Annotated in this window: 19 protein-coding genes; 7 read left to right on the forward strand and 12 right to left on the reverse strand. The window is 63.2% G+C overall.

Annotation, left to right across the window (positions count from 1 at the left end):
- Positions 1-133: 133 nt before the first annotated feature.
- Positions 134-301 carry a hypothetical protein gene (locus tag AC0L3N_RS08580; protein WP_123150255.1) on the forward strand — a complete coding sequence of 56 codons (168 nt, stop codon included), beginning with the start codon at positions 134-136 and terminating at the stop codon, positions 299-301.
- Between the two features lie 39 nt (positions 302-340).
- Here the strand turns inward: AC0L3N_RS08580 and AC0L3N_RS08585 are convergent, their stop codons facing one another.
- On the reverse strand, positions 341-1,027 hold the full coding sequence (locus AC0L3N_RS08585; RefSeq protein WP_123150254.1) for a response regulator transcription factor: 687 nt from the start codon (positions 1,025-1,027) through the stop codon (positions 341-343).
- Between the two features lie 47 nt (positions 1,028-1,074).
- Between AC0L3N_RS08585 and AC0L3N_RS08590 the strand changes: the two genes are divergently transcribed.
- Both AC0L3N_RS08590 and AC0L3N_RS08595 read left to right on the forward strand, forming a co-directional pair.
- Positions 1,075-1,854 (forward strand): response regulator, encoded by a 780-nt coding sequence (locus tag AC0L3N_RS08590; protein ID WP_189522455.1) that lies wholly within the window; start codon positions 1,075-1,077, stop codon positions 1,852-1,854.
- A gap of 57 nt (positions 1,855-1,911) precedes the next feature.
- On the forward strand, positions 1,912-3,999 hold the full coding sequence (locus tag AC0L3N_RS08595; RefSeq protein WP_473547047.1) for a GAF domain-containing sensor histidine kinase: 2,088 nt from the start codon (positions 1,912-1,914) through the stop codon (positions 3,997-3,999).
- A gap of 86 nt (positions 4,000-4,085) precedes the next feature.
- Here the strand turns inward: AC0L3N_RS08595 and AC0L3N_RS08600 are convergent, their stop codons facing one another.
- The 6 genes from AC0L3N_RS08600 to AC0L3N_RS08625 all read right to left on the reverse strand — a co-directional run bounded on the left by AC0L3N_RS08600 (position 4,086) and on the right by AC0L3N_RS08625 (position 9,302).
- Positions 4,086-4,490 carry a hypothetical protein gene (locus AC0L3N_RS08600; protein WP_473547049.1) on the reverse strand — a complete coding sequence of 135 codons (405 nt, stop codon included), beginning with the start codon at positions 4,488-4,490 and terminating at the stop codon, positions 4,086-4,088.
- A 276-nt stretch (positions 4,491-4,766) separates the two neighbouring features.
- Positions 4,767-6,053 carry a flavin monoamine oxidase family protein gene (locus AC0L3N_RS08605; protein WP_473547051.1) on the reverse strand — a complete coding sequence of 429 codons (1,287 nt, stop codon included), beginning with the start codon at positions 6,051-6,053 and terminating at the stop codon, positions 4,767-4,769.
- 136 nt (positions 6,054-6,189) lie between these two features.
- Positions 6,190-7,248 carry a dipeptidase gene (locus AC0L3N_RS08610; RefSeq protein ID WP_473547053.1) on the reverse strand — a complete coding sequence of 353 codons (1,059 nt, stop codon included), beginning with the start codon at positions 7,246-7,248 and terminating at the stop codon, positions 6,190-6,192.
- Between the two features lie 184 nt (positions 7,249-7,432).
- On the reverse strand, positions 7,433-7,732 hold the full coding sequence (locus AC0L3N_RS08615; RefSeq protein WP_473547055.1) for a GNAT family N-acetyltransferase: 300 nt from the start codon (positions 7,730-7,732) through the stop codon (positions 7,433-7,435).
- A gap of 3 nt (positions 7,733-7,735) precedes the next feature.
- A complete protein-coding gene (locus AC0L3N_RS08620; protein WP_473547057.1) occupies positions 7,736-8,359 on the reverse strand; it encodes an alpha/beta hydrolase in 624 nt (207 codons plus the stop codon).
- Between the two features lie 10 nt (positions 8,360-8,369).
- On the reverse strand, positions 8,370-9,302 hold the full coding sequence (locus AC0L3N_RS08625) for a VOC family protein (RefSeq protein WP_473486991.1): 933 nt from the start codon (positions 9,300-9,302) through the stop codon (positions 8,370-8,372).
- A gap of 217 nt (positions 9,303-9,519) precedes the next feature.
- Between AC0L3N_RS08625 and AC0L3N_RS08630 the strand changes: the two genes are divergently transcribed.
- Positions 9,520-11,097: an alkaline phosphatase family protein gene (locus AC0L3N_RS08630; RefSeq protein WP_473547059.1), complete on the forward strand. Its 1,578-nt coding sequence runs from the start codon at positions 9,520-9,522 to the stop codon at positions 11,095-11,097.
- Between the two features lie 50 nt (positions 11,098-11,147).
- Here AC0L3N_RS08630 and AC0L3N_RS08635 read toward each other — a convergent pair whose 3' ends face one another.
- A complete protein-coding gene (locus AC0L3N_RS08635; RefSeq protein WP_473547061.1) occupies positions 11,148-12,602 on the reverse strand; it encodes a PRC-barrel domain-containing protein in 1,455 nt (484 codons plus the stop codon).
- 293 nt (positions 12,603-12,895) lie between these two features.
- On the opposite strand from AC0L3N_RS08635, the gene AC0L3N_RS08640 reads away from it, so the two are divergent.
- A complete protein-coding gene (locus tag AC0L3N_RS08640; RefSeq protein WP_473547063.1) occupies positions 12,896-13,816 on the forward strand; it encodes a diacylglycerol/lipid kinase family protein in 921 nt (306 codons plus the stop codon).
- Positions 13,817-13,845: 29 nt separating this feature from the next.
- Here AC0L3N_RS08640 and AC0L3N_RS08645 read toward each other — a convergent pair whose 3' ends face one another.
- A complete protein-coding gene (locus tag AC0L3N_RS08645) occupies positions 13,846-14,046 on the reverse strand; it encodes a hypothetical protein (RefSeq protein WP_473547065.1) in 201 nt (66 codons plus the stop codon).
- Between the two features lie 196 nt (positions 14,047-14,242).
- On the opposite strand from AC0L3N_RS08645, the gene AC0L3N_RS08650 reads away from it, so the two are divergent.
- Positions 14,243-15,760, forward strand: coding sequence for a sensor histidine kinase (locus tag AC0L3N_RS08650; protein ID WP_473547067.1), 1,518 nt, complete (start codon positions 14,243-14,245; stop codon positions 15,758-15,760).
- A gap of 101 nt (positions 15,761-15,861) precedes the next feature.
- Here the strand turns inward: AC0L3N_RS08650 and AC0L3N_RS08655 are convergent, their stop codons facing one another.
- Together AC0L3N_RS08655 and AC0L3N_RS08660 are read right to left on the reverse strand one after the other, a co-directional pair.
- A complete protein-coding gene (locus AC0L3N_RS08655; protein ID WP_473547069.1) occupies positions 15,862-16,326 on the reverse strand; it encodes a hypothetical protein in 465 nt (154 codons plus the stop codon).
- An 11-nt stretch (positions 16,327-16,337) separates the two neighbouring features.
- The gene (locus AC0L3N_RS08660) at positions 16,338-16,664 is read right to left on the reverse strand and encodes an ElaB/YgaM/YqjD family protein (RefSeq protein WP_123150242.1); all 327 of its coding nucleotides are present in this window, start codon (positions 16,662-16,664) and stop codon (positions 16,338-16,340) included.
- A gap of 339 nt (positions 16,665-17,003) precedes the next feature.
- Here AC0L3N_RS08660 and AC0L3N_RS08665 point away from each other — a divergent pair, with 339 nt between their 5' ends.
- On the forward strand, positions 17,004-17,375 hold the full coding sequence (locus tag AC0L3N_RS08665; protein ID WP_473547277.1) for a response regulator: 372 nt from the start codon (positions 17,004-17,006) through the stop codon (positions 17,373-17,375).
- Between the two features lie 40 nt (positions 17,376-17,415).
- On the opposite strand, the gene AC0L3N_RS08670 is transcribed toward AC0L3N_RS08665, so the two are convergent.
- Positions 17,416-17,967 (reverse strand): RNA polymerase sigma factor, encoded by a 552-nt coding sequence (locus AC0L3N_RS08670; RefSeq protein ID WP_029348707.1) that lies wholly within the window; start codon positions 17,965-17,967, stop codon positions 17,416-17,418.
- Between the last annotated feature and the right edge of the window lies 1 nt (position 17,968).

A 17,968-nucleotide genomic window follows, 5' to 3' on the forward strand; every position in this document is an offset into this window, starting at 1 on the left:
CGCGCCCCCCCCCCCCCATTTGCCGCGTGCCCCCCCGCCGGCCCCGCCCGGCGCGGGGGGGCGCCGGGGGGGGGGGGGGCACTTCGGGGGTTTCCCTGAAGCGAATCTAAAACCAAATTGGGGGACGAAAACGATGAACACGAAATTTGCAGCTTCGGTGCTTTCCGCACTGCTCTACGCACAGGGCCTGCTCGGCTTTGCCGGCCTCGCCACCGTGCTTCTTAGGGATCGTGCCCATGCGAGCGAATTCGTCGCGGCCAGCGAAATGCCGACAGGTCCGTCGCTTCTCGTGGTGCGCTGAGCGCCTGGGCCTGTGGACAGTACGGTGAGGGCCCCGGCCTCAGTCGGCGAACTGCGTCGGCGGATCGAACCGGTAGCCCGCACCCCTTATGGTGGTTATGGTTTCGGTGTCGAGCTTGCGGCGCAGCCGCACGATGCGCGAATCGATCGAGCGATCGAAGGCATCGGCATTTTCGGCGGGCGCGGCGGCAATGATGTCGTCGCGCGTCAAGACCTTGCGCGGACTGGCCAGGAACAATCTGAGCAGCGCCACCTGACCCGGCGACAATTGCTCTTCCGTGCCGGACCGATGCATGACCATGGCCGACCGGAGGTCGACCGTCGCGTTCTCCAGCACCACCAGTTCCCCGGCGTTCCTGCCGCGCCGTGCCAGCAAGCCGCCGATACGGGCGGCGAGTTCCCTGACGTTGAGCGGGCTCTCAACGACGTCGGCGGCGCCGAGTTCGAGCGCCAGCACCTTGTCGACGAGATCGGCCGGCCGGCAGATCAGGATGAAATCCGGCCCGCCCTCGCCGCCATGGCGCCTGAGCAGATCACGCCCTTCCGCCTGGCTGAGGCTGTCGCCGACGACGACGACATCGATGCCCTTTCCGGAAAGCAAGGATTCGGCCTCCCACGGCTGCCGCACCGCGCGCACGTCATGGCCACGCCGTTCGAGATGGTCGGCGAGATCGGTCGCGACCACTTCGGCGACCGAAACAAGCGCGATGACGGATCGTGCAACCATTTTTTTTCCACCCTGCAACCGGCAACCCAAGATGAGTGCTGGACATGATGTTTATACCCAATCTACTTTCCGCTGAAAGCGGGAGCGAGAGCATAGTGCGGGCACGAATTGTCATCGTCGAGGACGAGCCCGATCTGAGGGACGCGGTTGCCGAGTATCTCGGCGCCAGCGGCTACGATGTCGCGACGGCCGAGAGTGCCAGCGCCGCGCGAACCTTGCTGGAAACGCAGTCGTTTCATCTGGCCATCCTCGACATCGCCATGCCGGGCGAGGACGGCCTGTCGCTCGGGCGCTGGCTGCGCTCGAAAATGCCGATCGGCATCATCTATGCCACTGCCGCCGGCACCGCGCTCGACCGCATAGTCGGGCTGGAACTCGGCGCCGACGACTACATCGTCAAACCTTACGAATTGCGCGAGGTGCTGGCGAGGGTCCGCAGCGTGCTGCGCCGCGTGCCGCAGCCGGCCGAACCACAGGGCGCCAAGGCTGAAACAACTGCCAACCGCCGTTTCATGAGCTTCGGCCCTTTCCATGCCGATCTCGACGGCCGGTTCGTCACCGGCACCAATGGGACGGTCATCGACATGGCCAAGAGCGAATTCGACGTGCTGGAGGTCTTCCTGACACGTGCCAACCGTTTGCTGACGCGTGCGGCGATCTCCGAGGCGATCGGCTTCGTGGAAGATCCGGAATCGTCACGCGCGGTCGATATCCGCATCATGCGGCTGAGAAAGAAGATCGAGGCGGACCCTGCCAATCCGAAATTCCTGCGCACGGTCCGCGGCGAAGGCTATATCTTCTCGCTGCCGACCGGCGAAAGCAACTGAGCGGCGCGACCACTGGTACCACTGTGGCCGGGCACGACTGTGAAATGACGGCTGACCATGACGGCTGAAGCAGCACGCAGCGGTATGCAAGGCGTCAGGCAGGGCGCGGCGATGGCGGCTGTCCATGTCGTTCGCCGGCTTCGCGAAGCCGGCGACTGGCAGCGCGAGATGGACGGCATCCTTGAAAGGCTTTGCGAGGCCATGGATTGCCAGCGCGGCATCCTGTTTCGGCTGCGCGAGCTGCCCGGCCAGGGCTTTGCCCAGTCGGTCGCGGCCTACTGGATCAACCCGCGATTTGGCGGCGAACTGGCATCGCCAACGGTGATCTTGCAGTCGGTTGTCAATTCGGACCCACTGCTGGAACGGTTGGCGGAGGACGAGCGGCAAGGCAAGATCTTCGCGGGACACACGCGCGACCTCGAAGGTTTTCTGAGAATCGACTTCGAAAAGCAGCACATCAAGTCGTTCCTGTCGGTGTCGGTCTTTGCGCATGGCCATCTGTGGGGCACGCTGGCGGTCAACGACTGCGTCAACGAGCGCGAATGGACCGACGAGGAAGAGGCAACGCTGCACATCGTGGCACTGGCCATAGGCGACGCCATCGAACGATCGCTTTCCGATGCCCATGCCAGCGAAGTCATCCGCCGCACCATGCTGCAGGCTTCGCTCGACGCCATCATCGTCATCGACGAGACCGGTTCGATCATCGAATTCAATCCGGCCGCCGAAAAGATGTTCGGCTACCAGCGCAGCGACATCCTCGGCAAGGACCTGCTCGACACCGTCGTTCCGGAATATTATCGAAAGGGCTATGTGTCGGGCGCCGAATACATGTCGGGCCGCGGCGCGCCGATGGTCGGCCAGCGGATCGAGACCGTAACCCAGAATGCGGCCGGCGAGGTCTTTCCGATCGAACTGACCGCGACCGAGATGCGGGTCGCCGACCGCCGCCTGATTTTCGGCTCGATCCGCGACCTTCGCGACAAATTGCGCGCCGAAGAGGAGATCGGCCGCCAGCGTGAAAAGCTGCACCAGAACGAGAAGATGGCGGCGATGGGCTCCCTGCTTGCCGGCGTGTCACACGAGCTCAACAACCCGCTCGCCGTGGTCGTCGCCCAATCGACGCTGCTGCACGAGTTCGCCTCAGACCCGCAGACCAAGGTGCGGGCCGAGAAGGTGCGAGCAGCCGCCGAGCGGTGCGGCCGCATAGTCAAGAGCTTCCTCTCGATGGTCCGCCTGCATCCCGCGTCGCAGGCCGAAACCGACCTCAACCAGGTGGTCCGCGCGGCACTCGAAGTGACAGCCTACGGCGCCAGGTCAACCGGCATCATTATCGATACCGATTTCGCCAGCGGTCCGCTGCTGGCCATGGCCGACGCCGACCATGTGACGCAAGTGGCTGCCAACTTCCTCATCAACAGCCAGCACGCTCTGGCCGGCATCGGCGGCGACCGGCTGATCAAGGTACGCACGTTTCGCAGCGATCGCGGCAATCCCTGTTTCTCGGTCGAGGACAACGGGCTGGGCGTGCCGGAAGCGATACGCTCCCGCATCTTCGAATCCTACTTCACCACCAAGCCGGTCGGCGTCGGCACCGGCATCGGCCTGTCGATCTCGAAATCGATCATCGAACGGCACAATGGCGATGTCTGGTTCGAGGAAGTTCTGCCGAGGGGCGCCCGTTTCGTCGTCCAGTTGCCGGCGATCGCCGCCGGCGCGGCCGCCGCCGGCGAAACCCCGTCGCGCTCGAGCGGATTGCGCCATGCGCTGATCATCGACGACGAGCCGGATGTCGCCGCGTCGCTGTCCGACATTCTGGAATTGATGGGCATCAAGTCGCGGATCGTGCCGGCCTGGGCATCGGCCGCCGCGACCTTGACCGGCCACATGCCACCGGACATCGTCTTTTCCGATCTGCGCATGCCCGGCACCAGCGGCATATCAGTCTATCGCGAACTGCTCGCCGAAAACCCTGATCTGGCGCGGCGCTTCGTTCTGGTCACCGGCGACCTGATCGGCGCGAAAGCCGAAATCGAGGCGTTGCCCGCGCCGCAGCGTCCGCAGATCCTGGAAAAGCCGTTCAGCACGCTGGACGTGCGCGGCGTGCTGTCGGCCATTGCCGAGCAGGCCGCGTTGGGCGGTTAGAGCCGGCCTAGGATCCTCAAAAGAAAGCTCCCAGCCGAGGATGCGGCGGGAGCCTGCCTGGAGCGCTGGAGGGTCGCTCGGGGGCATCAAAAAACGTTCGGCGTATGGGTCAGCGGCGCGGCATTGGCGATCACGCGGACCGCGCGAGCCTTGTGAATGCCGGATTGCTCGGCGATGACGCGCAGGCAGTCCGCACTTTCGGCGCCCCAGGCCTGCCCCTTGCAGACAAAATCGATCTCCGGCATCGGCAGACGCGCGGTCTTGGTCGTGGTCGGCGCGCCGTTGACGATGTTTGCCGGCGGGTTCAGCGAAGCAAAGGCTGGACCGACCGTCGGCGCGAAGGCCATGCCGACGAACGCGGCGGCGCCCAGCACCACGAACAGCGCCATCGGATGGTCGTTGGCGCGCCGGCGCAGCGCCAGCTTCGGCCGCCGATCGTTGCGCTCCGCCTGCAGGCGGCCGCTGTAGGCAGTCTGGATATTCGTATGCATCGCCATTCCCTTCATTGATTTTCTTTTTCTGTTGAAAGGAACTTAGCCGCACCCGGTAACGGACGAACGACGCGCGCAAACTGACCGTGTAACAGATTTGAAACGGGAATTCGGGCAGTACCGGGCATATTCGGTCATGCGAGGGCGAGGAAGTTCGTTGCCGAACTGTTTCATGCAGTCGCATGTTCACGGGATCAAATCACGCCGCCGCTCTGGCCCGGCGACGTCCGGTCGCCACCTTGAGACGCCTCGCCTGCGACCATGAGGCGCTTGTGACTATTGCGGATTAAATTCCGAGAGGATTTTCTGTGCAGCAATGCGCCCAGCCACGATTGCGCCTTCGACATAGCCCGGAAATGACGGCGACAATTCCGAGGATGCGAAATACACTGGCGGCGCGCCGGCCAGGATGGTTTGTTCGGCGTCGGTGGCACTCGTATTGATGATGAGATCGCTGTAGCCGCCGCCGCTCCAGCGATCATCGGTCCAGTCGCGACAGCTGAAATCGGTGAAGCTGCCTGCGTCCGTGCCGAGCGCCTCCTTGAGCCGCGCCGTAACCTCCGCGCGCAACGCGGCATCTCCCAATTCCCGCCAGCGTAGGGCAAGCGGCCCGCCGACGAAGACGACCAACGCAGGGTGGCCGCCATCCTTGCTGACGTCACAGGCAAAAAGTGCCGGCGGATCGCGCCACATCACCATGCCGCTCAAGCCCTTGGCGCGCCAAAAGGCTGTGGGGTAGCGCACCTGCATTTTGATCACCGCGCCGCTTTGCCAGACGCCGAGGGCCTTTTCCAAGGCAACCGGCAGCGGCGGCGCGAAATCCAGCTTCGAAGCCATCATCGGCGGTATGGCGATCAGCGCCGTTCGCGCCGTGATCGAGCCCGTCGTCGACGCGAGACGAACGCCTCCCAGTCTGCGCTCGATCGTTCTGACCGGCGTGTTCAATCGCAGGCGGTCGCCGAGATCGCCAGCCAGATCATCCGCCAGAGACTGCATGGTTTCATGCACGAAATACTGCAGTTCCGACACTTCATTGGTGATACGGCGGTCATTGTCGATGAGGTGCCAAAGCGGCAGTTTTTCGAGCGCCTGGCACCACAGGCCTTCGATCATCGAGCGAAAAGCCGCCTTGGCCTCACCGGGATCGTTCTGGCGATCGAGCCATGCGGCGACGGTCAAGCCGGCAATAGTCGGATCGGCCGGTGCAATCGCGTTCATGCGGTCGCGGATCGCCATCGAGGCGTAGTAGATTCGCTCGGCTTCCTTTTCGCCCGTCAGCGGCTGGGCAATGACTTCGCCCTTAACATAGGTCTCGACCAACGTCTTACCGCGCGTTCGCACCAGGGCCATCAGTTCCGGCATGTCCTCGCAGAGGAACTGACCGCCGCTGTCGATCAGCTCGCCAAGCCCATTCCACCTGGACTCGACCCGCCCGCCGACACGGCCGCGCGCCTCGAGCAGCACAAAATCGATGCCGGCCCTGTTCAATTCATGCGCGGCCGACAGGCCGGTAAAACCGGCGCCGACGATGGCGACATCGGTTCGTACGGTCTGGCGCTTCAAGAGCCGGCCCTGAAGTTCTCGAAGTCCGCAATCATCCGCGGCTTGAGCTCCGGAGACAACGGTCTTGTCGAGATCATCAAAACCCCGCTCGATCGATATATCGCAGGCCGCTGGCTACTCTGCCGGGCGACACGCTTTAGCCGATGGTCTTTTCCAGCATACTGATCCAGTTGCGATAGGCGATCTTCTCGATCAGCGCGCGACCGAAGCCGCGCTCGGTGAACGCATCGAGCAGCTTCGGCAGGCCGGTGACGTCGCCGATCACAGCCGGGATCATGGCGCCGTCGAAATCGGACCCGAGGCCGACGCCGTCTTCGCCCAGCGCCTGCAGCAGTGAATCGACATGGCGCACCATGATGTCGAGACTGGTATCGGCATTCATCCTGCCGTCCTCGCGCAAAAACCCGGTCGCGAAATTCAGTCCGACCATGCCACCCGACTCGCGGATCGCGCCGAGCTGCCAGTCGGTGAGGTTGCGGGAATGGCCGCAGATCGCATGGACGTTCGAGTGGGTCGCCACCAGCGGTGCGGCACTGATCTCGGCGACGTCGCGAAACCCCTTTTCGTTGAGGTGCGAAAGATCGACCATGATGCCGAGCTGGTTGCAGGCCTTGACCAGTGCCTTGCCGGCATCGGTCAGACCAGGTCCGGTGTCGGGCGTCGACGGGAAACGGAACGGCACGCCGTGGCCGAAAGCGTTCGGGCGACTCCAGACGATGCCGAGCGAGCGCAAGCCGGCCGCATGCAGCACGTCGAGCATCGTCAGTTCGGGGTCGATCGCCTCGACGCCTTCTATATGGAACACCGCCGCGATCGACCCTTGCGCCATCGCGTTTCGCACGTCGCCGGCGCTGCGGCAGACGGTGAGCGCCGACGCTCGTTCCAGCCTGAACAGGATCGAGGCCATCGTGATAGTGGAGGCAAGCGCGTCGGCGCGCGGAAGCTCGGGCGGCAAGGGCTCAGTATCGCTCGGCGCAGGTGGCACCGCACTGCGCTTGGATTTCTCGAGCGGCGGTGGGAAGATCGCGAACATGCCGCCAGCAAAGCCGCCCTTTTTCGCGCGCGGCAGGTCGATGTGGCCACCCTGCGTCCCCTCGATGAACAGCTTCTCGACATCCGCGTCCTTCGACTGATGGAGCCTGAGCAGCGTATCGTTGTGGCCGTCGAAGACGGGAACGAGGTCGGTTTCGGTCATCAAGGGATCATTCGATTCGATCGGTCGGGCGGCAATATACCTACTTAGGCAAGGCGATACCCACTAGGCAAGACAACCCACCGGGTAGGACAGGCGATCTGCGCAAATGCCACAGCGATGGATGCCCTTGTGGCTGCCCGCCCTCAACCGTCACCGCGGGCTAAGGCCTGTGGTAGGACCAGCGCTATTGCTTCAGCACGTCGGCCCATTCCGGGTGACGATGGAACTGGGCATTGGCGAACGGACAAAGCGGGATGATCTTCTTGCCCGCGGCGCGCGCGTCCTCGACGGCGCGGGTAACGAGGCGAAGCCCGGCGCCCTGGCCGCGAAACGCATCCGGCACCTCGGTGTGGTCGATGATGATCTGGTGCTCGCCGATCTTGGTGAAGGTCATCTCCGCCTCGGCGCCATCAGGCCCGCGCAAGAGATAACGGCCCTTGGAACCGCGATCCTTCAGTTCGATCTCCGGCAATTGGTCAAGCATTGCTTACGCTCCTTCTACCGGCGTAGCGGACAGGAACCGCCGCGCCGCCTCGATCTCGTTCGACTGCACCTCATGGCCGCCGTCGTGCCACTCCACTGTGACATCGGCGCCATCGGCGCGCAAATAGGCTTCGAGCCGAGCGGTCAGGTTGGGCGGACAGATCGGATCGCGCCTGCCTGCTGTGACCAGGATGCGGCGGCCGGCGAGACTTCCCTCGATTTCCGGCTCGAACGGAATCAACGGATGCATCACCACCGCCGCGTCGAACAGAGAGGGCGCCGCGAACACCACCGAGGCCAGGATGTTGGCGCCGTTGGAATAGCCGAGGCCAAGCACCGACGAGGGCTTTGCCGCCTCGACATGTGCCTTGACGAAGCCAACCATCTTGTCTGTCGCCCGCGCCAGATCGTCCATGTCGTAGACGCCCTCGCCGGTGCGGCGAAAGAAGCGCGCGGCACCGTGTTCCGAGACATCGCCGCGCGGCGATATGATGGTCGCCTGCGGAGCGAGATCACGCCCGAGCGACAGAAGCTGGCTCTCGTCGGCCCCGGTGCCATGGAAGACGAAGAGCAGCGATCCATCAGGCGAACCGGGCAGTGTCTTGTAGATGTAAGCGTCCTTGCTCATGGCCTTGACCTCAGCCTTCCAGCTTTTGCAAATGTTGCTCGAGATAGGGCCGCAGATGCTGGTGCTGCGACGGCAGCTTCAACGCCTCGCCGAGATGGGCGGTGTCCTCGTCGCGGTCGAAGCCCGGCTCGTTGGTGGCGACTTCGAACAGCACGCCGCCCGGCGTGCGGAAATAGATCGCCCAGAAATAGTCACGATCGATCACCGGCGTCACCTGATAGCCGGTGTCGATCAGCGCCTTGCGCACTTCGAGCTGCTTGGCGCGGTTTTCGACGGCGAAGGCGACGTGGTGGACGGAGCCGGCGCCGAGATCGGCAAAAGCGGCGCCCGGCAGCGATTCGATGTCGACGATATTGGCGCCGTTGCCGTTCTTCACCGCCAGCCTTTTTACAGTGCCGGATGTGTCGACTTCTTCATAGCCCATGAATTTCAGCAGCTCTTCGGTGGCGCCGCCATCCTTCAGCCTGAGCGACACGGAGTGAAAGCCGCGGATCGCCTCGTCGGAGGGAACATCGCCCTTCGCCCACGGCGTACGGGTGTCGGCGTTGTTCTCGACCAGCGCAAACCCGTCGCCGTCGGGACCGGCAAAGCCAAGGCGCTTCTCGCCGAAGCTCTCGTCGCGCGAGAGGCCGGCGACGCCCTCATCGGCAAAACGCTTTTCCCAATAGGCAAGCGTGCCTTCGGGCACCGAATAGATCGTGGTGCCGACTTCGCCGACGCCGTGGCGGCCCTTGCCGATGTTGGGGAAAGGAAAATAGGTCATCACCGAACCGGGCGTGCCGACCTCGTCGGCATAGTAGAGATGGTAGACATCCGGCGCGTCGAAGTTGACGGTTTTCTTGACCCGGCGCAGGCCGAGCTTTTTTGTGAAGAACTCATTGTTCTGGCGTGCATCCCTGGCCATCGAAGTGACGTGATGCAGGCCCTTGATCTGGTCGAGCATTTCCTGCTCCTTCCCTTGTCCTGTGCGGCCCTTGCCGCGCTCCACGCCAATATGAGGACCCGCCGGCCGACGGCAAAGGTCGCAAACACAGAATGGACTGTGCTCTATAAGTGAACAATAAGACAACTTTTGTTCACCGTTTCGCGAACACCTCAGGCTTGCGTCGCCACAAAAATTCGGCTCCATGAGCGGCACGTTCTCAATGAAGGATACAGCATTGGTCAGAAAAGACAGACGCCCGAATGTTCTCCTGATCACCTGCGATCAGTGGCGCGGCGAGTGCCTGTCGGCGGCAGGCCACAAGGTGGTGCGGACGCCGAATGCCGACGCGCTCGCCGCCGAGGGTGTACTGTTTCGACAGCATTATGGCGGCGCGGCGCCGTGCTCGCCGGCACGCGCCTGCCTCTACACCGGCCTCTACCAGATGAACAACCGCGTCTGCCGCAACGGCACGCCGCTCGACGCCCGCCATGGCAACATCGCGCTCTCGGCGCGCAGCCTCGGCTATGATCCGACGCTGTTCGGCTATACCGACGTATCGCCCGATCCGCGCACGCTGGCGCCGGGCGACCCGCGGCTGAAAAGCTACGAAGGCGTGCTGCCCGGCTTCACCGTGCGCCAACTCCTGCCGGAGCACCAGAAACCATGGCTGTCGTGGCTCAAGGCGCTCGGCATCGATAGCGGCGCCGGCTTTCCCGACATCCATCGCCCAGCCGACGAGCATGGAGGCACGACCGACAGCGCAGTGACCAACGCGCCGCCCGTCTACTCGAAGGACGAATCCCCAGCCGCTTTCCTGACCGGCGAATTCCTCCGCTGGCTTGGCGAACAGGAGCGCGATACACCGTGGTTCGCGCATCTTTCCTTCCTCAGCCCGCATCCGCCGTTCATCGTGCCGGAGCCCTACAACAGCAGGTATGATCCTGCCGAGGGACCGGCTTTCCACCGCGCCGTGAGCTGGCAGGCCGAGACAGAATGCCATCCCTACCTTGCCTACAACCTTAACCTGCAGGAGCGTTCGAATTTCCGCCCTGGCGCCGAGGGCAAGGTGCGCGATTGGGGCGACGACGATTTTCGCCGCATCCGCGCGCTCTATTACGGCATGATCTCGGAAGTCGACGCGCAGCTTGGCCGTATCTGGCAGGCAGTCAAGGCAGCGGATGCCTGGGATGACACCATCGTCGTGCTGACCTCCGACCATGCCGAAATGATGGGCGACCATTACATGCTGGGCAAGGGCGGCTTCTTCGACGGCAGTTATCATATTCCGCTGATCGTCCGCGACCCGCGTCGCCGCAAAGCGGCCGGCGCCAGCGTCGACCGCTTCACCGAGGCGGTGGACATAGCGCCGACCTTGCTCGATCTGCTTGGCGAGGAAACCCCGCCGCATCTCGACGGACAGTCGCTGAAGCCGTTCCTGGATGCCACGGAGCCGAACAACTGGCGCGAGGCCGCGCATTGGGAGTTCGATTTCCGCTCGATTGCCGATGGTCATGCCGAGCGCCATTTCGGCATCGGTCCGCGCCAGTGCAATCTGGCCGTTATCCGCACGAAGGAATTCAAATATGTACATTTCGGCGGCGGCCTGCCGCCGCTGCTGTTCGACCTGGAGCAGGATCGGGACGAACTAACCAATGTCGCTGCCGATCCGGCCTATCTGCCGGTCCGGCTGGAGTTTGCCGAAAGGCTGCTTGCCTGGCGGGCCGAACATCTCGATCAGTCGCTGGCGCTTGCCGAACTGACCGAGGACGGCGTTGTCGGCCACGTCGCAGGCCTGCCGCCTTTCCAGTCATAAAAAAGGCCCGCGCCTTTGCCGGCACGGGCCTCCTTCGTCGTTGGAGTAAACTAGCGCATCATCATGCGCTGTGTGTCGCGGTTTTGCACATATGTGGCCTTGTCATAGGGGGCCTGCGCCTCGAGCTGCTCCTTGGTGAAGTTCGTGTAGAGATAGCGCTTGCCATCCTTGTCGGTCATGAATTTCAGGTTATCCATGCCGATCGCCACTTCCTTCTCGCCAACGCCAAGGAAACCGCCGACGTCGATGATAACGGCGTCGACCTTCTTGTCGCCCGTCAGCACGACGTCACCAATCTCGCCAAGGTTGACATCGTTGGCGCCATAGACGGTGGTTCCAACCAAATCCTCGGACCGGATTTTGTCGACCGGCATTTCGGTCAGCGCCGACTTGTCGATCGCCGCGGTCTGTGTCTGGTCGGGGGTGGCGTCAGGCGCTGCTGCAGCCGGAGCCTCGGCTGTCTTGTCCATTGGAGCAGGAGCAGCCGCGTCAGGCGTTGCCGCCGGGGCCTTCGCCATCTTGTCCGCCGGTGCCGGAGCAGCGGTGTCAGGCGTTGCCGCCGGAGCTTCCGCGGTCTTTTCCGCCGGGGCTGGAGTGACAGCAGGGGTGGTGGTCACCGGCGCCGGCGTCGCCGCGTCAGTCGATGCGGTAGTCGCCGGGGCGGGATCATAGGGCCTGCGGTCGAACTCCGGCAGCGCCTCCAGACCCTCTCTCGTGGTCTCGGCCACCAGCCAGCGATCGCCATCCCTCTCCGCCCACTTGGCCTTGTCGAACTGATAGGCGACATTCTTTTCGCCAATCTCAAGGAAGCCGCCGACGCCGATGATCAGCGACTCGGCCTTGCCATCCTTGGCCAGGACGATGTCGTTCACGTCACCGATGTTTTGAGCGTCGTCGCCAGTGCCGTTGTAGACGGTTTCGCCGATGATATTGGTGGCAAGGTTACCGTCGGCACGCTTCACGGGTTCGGCCGGAACCGGTTCGACCGGAGCCGCCGGAGCGTTCTGTGCGGTGGTATCGGTCGTGCCAGAAGGGGCTGGAGGAGCCGTAGCCGTGGTGTCGGTGGCCGCAGGAGGCGGATCGTAAGGCCTGCGGTCGAAGTCCGGCTGAGCCATCAACTCATCCTTTGTAGTTTCGGCGATCAGCCAGCGGTCGCCACCCCGTTCGGCCCATTGCAGCTTGCTGTAGTCGAAAGTGACATTCTTGGCGCCGACGCCAAGAAAGCCGCCGACACCGATGACGACGGATTTCGCCTGACCGTTTTCATCGAAGACGACATCACTGACATTACCGATGTTCTCGGCATCGTCGCCTGTGCCGTTATAGACCGATTCACCGACGATGTTGGTTACCAGGCTGCCCTCGGCGCGTGGAACGGGCGCAGCCGGAGCGGTCTCCTGAACCGCCGGATCCTGGGTCGGCGCCGGGGTTGTGGCTTCCTGCGCATACGCACCGGTCGCAATCAACGCTGCCAGTGCGGTGGTGGTTAAAAGGGTGCGGATCATCATAATCCTCCTCGAGCGTTATTTCGTTCACGCCACGAGCCGCCGGGTGGGAGATTGGTCGCGGCGTTACATATTCACAACGTCGTGACCGCGCCGTTGTTCCGACACCACGGCGAGCGTCGTGAAAAAACCACCCGAATCGCGCTCAATCATGCGTTCGGCCGGTGAGATTCGCTCCTGTATTTTCGTCAGAGCTGCGGAACTTTTTTTCAGCCGCCCCGTTCCAACCTGTGGCTGGGTCTGTCCTGGCCGATGATTATCCAATGGTTGGCAAGAAAAAACGGAGCGGGGGGATGAGATTTGCGGCGGTGCTGAACCAGGAGGGCGGCACCCTGCGTACGATTGATTTTTCCGCCTTCACGGACCGGATGCGCCAGACGTTGGAGGCAGCAGGTCACACCATCGATATCGACATCGTTGACGGCAAGGACATCGTCTCAACGCTAGACCGCATCGCTTCGAAGCACAGCGTCGACATTGTGCTGGCCGGCGGCGGCGACGGCACCATTTCGGCCGCAGCGGCTCAGTTGATGGGCAGGAAGAAGGCACTTGCCATTTTGCCGGCTGGCACGATGAACCTGTTCGCGCGCGGGCTCGGCATCCCACAGACCCTGGACGCGGCCGTGGAATCCTTTGCCGACGGCGAGGTGATCGCAGTCGATATGGCAACCGCCAACGACAAGCCGTTCGTGCATCAGTTCTCGATCGGCATGCATGCCAGGATGGTTCAGCTTCGCCAAACCATGGCGTTTGGCTCGCGGTTGGGCAAGATGCGGGCTTCAGTGAAGGCTGCCTGGGCGGCGATCAACAACCCGTCGGCAATGAAGGTGACGCTGACCATCGGCGAAGCCGAGATCATGACGCGCACCACCGGCATCGGCATCACCAACAATCTGTTCGGTGAGGGCCATCTGCCCTATGCCGACAATCCCGCCGGCGGCGTGCTCGGCATCTATATCACGGTCGCGCGGCGGCGTGGCGAACTGGTCAGGTTCCTTTTCGACATGGCGCGCGGCAAATGGCGCGACAGTGAGCACGTGGAAATCCACCAGGCCGACCGGGCCGTTTTGAAAGTCCACTCGGCAGCCAAGAAATTCCGCGCCGTCATGGATGGCGAACTGGTCAGGCTTGACCGCGAAACGACAATCGAAATCCACCCTGGCGCGCTGAACGTTCTCGTCCCGGCGCGCGCTGTCCAAGCGAAGGCCGCGTGATGCATCCCGGCACAGTCGATCGGAAAGCTTCAGCCTTTGGGAAGCTCGCCCTGTTCGTCCCTGGGAAGCTCGCCCTGTTCGGTTGTCGACGTCTTGTCTATCATGTTGCCATAAATCTCCGCGATGCCCCAGGCGATAAACGCCAACAGCAGCGCGGCGATCAGGATACGGAAAGTATGCCACCCCCAGCGTCCCTGGCGGGCTTTGTCTTCAGGAACGATCCTGGGCATGATCGGCCTCCATTTCGTTGGGCGCCGGCATGTCGTTTAGCGCCGGCAAGTCGTTTGGCGCTGGCGGGCGCGGCTGACAAAACGTGGTTGGGTAACGGTTCCTCAAGGCGAAGGTTCCGGTTTCAGAGCCAGGCAACTGGCCTGGCGCGAATGGCTGCAAGCCGATGCATTTGGGGGCCTTGTGGATAGCAGGGTAGTGAAAAAGCCGAATCTGCCGGTCGATGTCCTTAGCGTGGTAAGGGCGCAGGACCGACTTGCCGTACTGCACGGTCTCGATGCAATCGACACGGCGGCCGATCCTGACTTCGACCATATCAGTGGGCTCGCCGCCGCAGTGATGCAAACGCCCATCGCGCTTGTGACACTGCTCAATATCGAGCGGCAATGGTTCAAGTCCTGTGTCGGCCTGGATGAGACCGAGGCCGCGACAGATACATCTTTCTGCGCCCATACCATTGCCGCCGGCGACGAGCCGATGGTGGTGACCGATGCGACCACGGATCTACGTTTCAACGCCAGCCCGCTGGTCACTGGCGAGCATCATGTCCGTTTCTATGCGGGTGCGGCGATTGTGGTGGCCGGCGCCCGAATCGGCACGCTCTGCGTGTTCGACCGGAAGCCGCGCGCGTCCCCGTCTGCCGCCCAGCTCGAACAATTGACGGCGCTCGCCAGCCTCGCCGCCAGCCTGTTCGCACTGAAGGACGCCACCCGCAACGGCGCCAGCGTCGCTGCGGCGCTGGCGCGCGAGGAAAAACGGCGCGGCATCGCGCTCGATGCCGCCTCGCTCGCAAGCTGGGCATGGGATATCCACACCGATGTGATCGAATGCGACGTCCGGTTGTCCGAACTGTTCGGCCTGCCGCGCTCGAATCGGCTGAGGGCGCGCGATATCCTTGCCGCCATCGACCCACGTGATGTCTACCAGACCGAGACGCGCTTTCGTGACGCGCTGACCGGCGGCGACGATTATTTTGGCGAATACCGCATCAAGGGCTTCAGTCCGCCGCGCTGGCTCGCGACGCGCGGCCGTGTCATCGAGCGCGACGGCGACGGCAAGCCGACGCTGATCTTCGGCGTCAATTACGACATCACCGAACGCAAGCTCGGCGACGAGCGGCAACGGCTCTTGCTGCGCGAGCTGAACCATCGCGTCAAGAACACGCTGGCGACCGTGCAGGCGCTGGCGACGCAGACCGTTCGCCATGCCCGCCAGCCGAGCGAGTTCCTTGAAGCCTTCAGCGCCAGGCTTCAGGCGCTGGGCGCCGCCCACAGCCTGCTGTCCGACCGCGAGTGGCGCGGCATTGGCATCCGCGAACTCGTGCAGATCGAGGTCAAGCCGTTCGATACCGCCGAACAGCCGCGCATGACGATCTCCGGCGCCGATCTGCTGCTTTCGCCCGACCAGGCAGTCGGGCTCGGCCTGATCCTGCATGAACTGGCCAGCAACGCGCTGCAATACGGAGCGCTGTCGGCGGCTTCGGGCAAGGTCGATCTCGACTGGCAGGCACAGGGCCGGAAAGGCGCACGGCGCCTGGTGCTCACCTGGCGCGAAAGCGGCGGGCCTGAAGTTGCCTCGCCCGAACGCCACGGCTTCGGCTCGATCCTGATCCGCCGCAGCCTGGCCAAGGTCATCTCCAGCGAAGTGACCCACGAATTCCGGCCGGAAGGCGTGTTCGCCGAAATATCGATGCCGCTGGAGTATCTGCCGAAGTGACGGCCCGGCCATGATCCCGAACCGAAGGTCCGCGTCAGCGAAAAGTGGAGCCCGGTTTTCGGATAAGATTGTGGTCAAACAACAAGAAGAATCGCTTCGAGCTATTTCGCTTCGCCGGCATCCGGATCGTCGGCATCGGGCTTTACGTTCTCGCGGTAGATGGCGTAGGCGGCGAGTGCAATCGCCGGGCCGAGTATCGTGCCCAGGCCGCCTTTCCCCTTGAGTAGCGCCGGCAGTACGGCGAGCGCGGCCGTGATGCCGACCGCCTTCATGTCGGCATTGCGCCTCCGCGCCCGGCGTCGGGCGCGCGCGCCGGCCGACAGCTGATGGATGAGCAGGAGGAGCCCTGCGATCACCAGGAAGCCGACCCCGAACCCAAGGCAGGCTGCCATCGGCCCGTAGCGACCCGCCACCCAGATATAGGCCGCTCCGACGAGGAAACCGACGCCGCACAATGCTGCAAGTGCTGCGAGCGCATAGACGATTGCAGCCGTGCGCGCGCGGCGCACGGCTGCAGCGGCTTCACCCGAGACGAGGCCCGAGATCAACGATGCCAGCATTCCCATCTGGGCTGAGACTAGCGGCGCGCGAGAAGCGCGAACAGAAAGCCGACGCCTGCCGCGATTGCCAGCGACGTCACCGGCTTTTCGCGCACGCTCGCCACCACTTGCGCCTCGATGTCCTTGGCGTTGCTGCGCAGGGTATCGAAGGCTGCTTCGCCCTGGGCGCGCAATTGCTCGACACCTTCGGTCGCGGCGCGGCGGGCCGTCCCATAACCATGTTCGCCGGTCTTGGCCAATTGCTTGGTGAGTTTTTCGATATCGGCTTTCAATTGCCTGATGTCGGCCTCAAGATCCGAATCCGCCCGGCTTGCGTTCGCGGCCTTTCCTGCAGCAGTCGCCATTGCTTAACTCCTTGCTTGCTTGGCTCCAAACGCTCGATACACGCCAAGGTTCCGAAATCGGAATGAGGTCATGAAAGGGTGTTTCCGCGTATGAGTCCAGCCCGACCCCAGCGTCCCGGGACCGGCGTCAGATCATCGGCCGGCGATCCTCGCTCAACCCTCCCAGCGAGTTGAGCTTTCGTTAAGGATCGAGATTTCCGTCATCTGCGACGGGCATGCCTTTAGATGACAGGATGCCAAATAACTTTAGATGACAGGAAGCCAAATAGAGATCATGACTCCTCTGTTCCCTGCGCTTCCCCTTTTCCCTGCGCCCCACGGAGACATTGCCACGTGCCCTTGCTTGACGGATTGCGGATTCTTGTTCTGGAGGATGAATTCCTGATCGCCATGGATGTCGAGCAGCTTTGCCGCGACTACGGCGCCGGCAACGTGATCATCGCCCGCGATCTGGGTGAGATCGATCGGAAGAGCGTTGCCTCGCAATTCGACGCAGCCATCGTCGATCTCATGCTGGGCGGCGCTTCGACACTCGATTTCGCTTCGCGGCTGCGCGAATCGGGCGTGCCTTTCGTCTTCGCCTCGGGCTATTCCGAAATGGACGAAATCAAGGTGTCCTTTCCCGATATCAGATTGGTCACCAAGCCTTATTCGGGAGACGATCTCGTGCAGGCAGTGGCGGCGGCGTGCGGGCGCGGCCCTCTTGTTTGATGCCCGGAAACCGGGGCCCGTATTACCGGGGGTCGGTATTTCAGGCGGCGTTCGACCCCGTCACCTGAGCCGATATCGCATCCGGCCCAAACTCGTCATCGCCGGAAATCTTCAAGATTTCCTGCAGCCGCGTGCGGGCGCGGCTGACGCGGCTCTTGATCGTTCCGACAGCACAGCCGCAGATCTCGGCGGCTTCCTCGTAGGAAAAACCCGAAGCGCCGATGAGGATGATGGCTTCGCGCTGATCCTCGGGCAATTGCTCGAGCGCGCTACGAAAGTCCTTGAGGTCGAGCTGACCGTGCTGGGCCGGATGGACGGCTAGCCTGGCCGTCATGATGCCGTCGCTGTCCTGCACCTCGCGGCCGCGCTTGCGCATCTGCGAATAGAATTCGTTGCGCAGGATGGTGAACAGCCATGCCTTGAGATTGGTGCCCGGCTCGAAGCTTTCATGTTTGTCCCAGGCCTTCACCAGCGTTTCCTGCACCAGATCGTCGGCCTTGTCGGCGTTTTGCGTCAGCGACACGGCAAAGGCCCGCAGGCTCGGAATCGAGCCGAGCAGATCCGTCTTGAAGCTCTGGGACACGGCCGCCATG

It is taken from the genome of Mesorhizobium sp. WSM4807 (assembly GCF_055811615.1).